This window comes from Pseudomonadota bacterium (genome assembly GCA_010028905.1).
GTDB lineage: Bacteria > Vulcanimicrobiota > Xenobia > RGZZ01 > RGZZ01 > RGZZ01.
This window is the reverse complement of sequence record RGZZ01000649.1, coordinates 1-2,311: the sequence shown is the minus strand read 5'-3', so window position 1 is coordinate 2,311 and position 2,311 is coordinate 1. Positions and strand designations below refer to the sequence as shown.

Genomic DNA, 2,311 nt, shown 5'->3' with positions numbered 1-2,311 from the left:
GGAAGGAAGAGGCCCGTCGTCAGGCGCCCCAGCACTGAATGCGGCTTCTCCTGGTCGCTGCGACGGCGTTCGAGGTTGCGCCGGCCCTTTCGCGTGCCGGTGTGGCGCCGCAGCGCACGATGTCAGGTGTGCGACCGGGAGAGATCATAGAAACCGAGGCCTTTGATCTGCTCATCACCGGGATCGGGCAGATGCAGTGTGCTACACACATATCGCGCGCATTGCTGACCCGTATGCCCGAGATGGTGGTGCAGGCCGGCATCGCGGGAAGCTTCACCGAGCGTCTCGGCAAGGGCGCGGTGGCGCTTGTTGGCGCCGAGCGACTGGCCGATCTGGGGGCGGAGACCAGCGATGGCTTTGCCGACATCGTCGACATGGGCCTTCTGAAGCCAGAAGATCCTCCGTTCAGCGACGGTTGGTTGCAGGCCCCTCGAGGGTGCGTTCCGAGCGGTATCGACCTCCCGTTCGTTCGGTCGGTCACGGTCAATCGCGTGCTGAGCGCGCCGGCGTCGATTGCCTGGGTGCGCCAGTGCTACGACCCGGACCTCGTCAACATGGAGGGTGCGGCGCTTTTCCACGCCTGCCTGCTCCAGCGCGTCCCTTTCATCGAGATACGCGCTGTGTCTGACATGGTCGGTCCCCGCGACACGCGCGACTGGGACATCGCCGGCGCCGTGGAGGCGCTCGATGCGCGGCTCTGGGCGCTTCTGGAAGGGTTGGGCGGGGCCTCGAGCAGTCCGTGAGCGCGGTGTGTTGTTGCTGTTTTCAGGGCTCACCCGTCACCCTTCAGGGTGAGGAGCCTCACCCGCTGGAATGAAGGAATCTTTGCAGAGCGTGTTAAGATGATGCCATGACCAGGGTCCCCGACGACGATCCCGACCGCGGATTCGAGCGGACGGCGATCGAGGGCGCCCTGCGCACGCGGAAGGCCCGAGACGCCGAAGACCGCGGGGTGACCTATTCGCGCGATGCTCCCGCACACGCCCTCGCGCGAGGCGTGGTGCATCGCGTCGACCACGAGACGCGCATCGCGCGAGCAATTCAGAGCCCGCATCTGTGCGCCATCACCGACGTTCGCATCGACAGCGCGGGGGTGCGCGTCGTCGCGCGAGGGGGCAGCGAGCACACGCTCGATGCGGTCGATGGCGTCGCGCTCGATGTCGACACGGCAATCGAGATTGCGCGCGCCGCTCTGCTGGCGCTCGCCGCCCTGCACGACGCTGGACTCGTGCATCGCGATGTTCGCCCGTCGAGCGTCATCGTCTCCCCAGTTCCCCAGCTGCTCTTCTTCGGTGTCTCGCCGCACGACCTCGACCCCTTCCCCCTGTTCGACCCCGACCTTCTCGACGCACTCGGCTGCGTGTCACCCGAGCAGGCGGGATTGCTTCAGGGACGGGTAGACGCCCGCTCCGACCTGTACGCCCTGGGCTGCGTGCTGCACCGCGCCCTGAGCGGGCAGCCTCCCTTCGCGGCCCCTGACCCGCGCGCGCTGCTGCGACAGCACGTCGTGGCCGTGCCGCAGCCCCTTCCGCAGACGACACCCGCGGCGCTGGCCGCAATCGTGATGCGCCTGCTCGCCCGAGATCCCCGTGAGCGGTATCAGACCGCAAGCGGCGCGCTGGCCGATCTCGAGCAGATTCGCGAGGCGCGCGCGCGAGGTGAGGCCGATCCGTCTTTCCCTCTCGGGCTCTCTGACCGGCGAAGCATGCTCACCGAGCCTGCATTCGTCGGGCGCGCGGAGGCGCTGGACGCGCTTGCCCGCGCATGTGAGCGCGCGCCGGCGGTGTCCCTGGTCGAAGCGCCGAGCGGCGGCGGGAAGTCGCGCCTGCTGCAGGAGCTCGTGGCTCGGTTCCGCCAGCGCGGCGATCTCGTGGTGTTCGGCCGAGGCGCGCGAACAGAGACGATCGAACCGTTTGCGCTCATCGGCCAGCTGCTGCGCGATCTACGGGCGCAGGGCGATGTTGAGATCGCCCGGCGGGTCGATGGGGTGATGCAGTCGGTGCCTGCCCTTTCCTACGCCTCGGCCCGCGCTCGACCCGAGGCAGGCGCGGGTGGCGCCCGTGAAACGGCGCACGCCGTTCGAACCCTCTTCGAGGAGGCAGCCGCGCTTCGCCCCGTGCTGCTCGTCGTCGATGACGCGCAGTGGGCCGATGCGTCTCTCGTATTTCTGATGGAGGCGCTCTCCCGAACGTCGGCGCGTCTCACGGCCGTGGTGGCCTTCCGCTCGGAGGAGGTGGAGGCAACTTCCCCCCTGCGCCAGCTTCCGGTCGCCCTCAGCCTGCGTCTGCCGCCCCTGTCGATCGATGCGCTG

The 2,311-nt window shown here is 68.6% G+C and carries 2 protein-coding genes; both read left to right on the top strand.

What is annotated here, in order from left to right; translation table 11 throughout:
* The first annotated feature begins 38 nt into the window (after positions 1-38).
* Entirely contained in the window at positions 39-743 is a 705-nt protein-coding gene (gene mqnB, locus EB084_23955) for a futalosine hydrolase (GenBank protein NDD31317.1), read from the top strand.
* 107 nt (positions 744-850) lie between these two features.
* The coding region (locus tag EB084_23950) for a hypothetical protein (protein ID NDD31316.1) at positions 851-2,311 on the top strand (1,461 nt) is incomplete at its 3' end.

What these genes read in the sequence shown, in the direction of transcription:
- mqnB (NDD31317.1), top strand. Translation starts at nt 39, where the DNA reads ATGCGGCTTCTCCTGGTCGCTGCGACGGCGTTCGAGGTTGCGCCGGCC.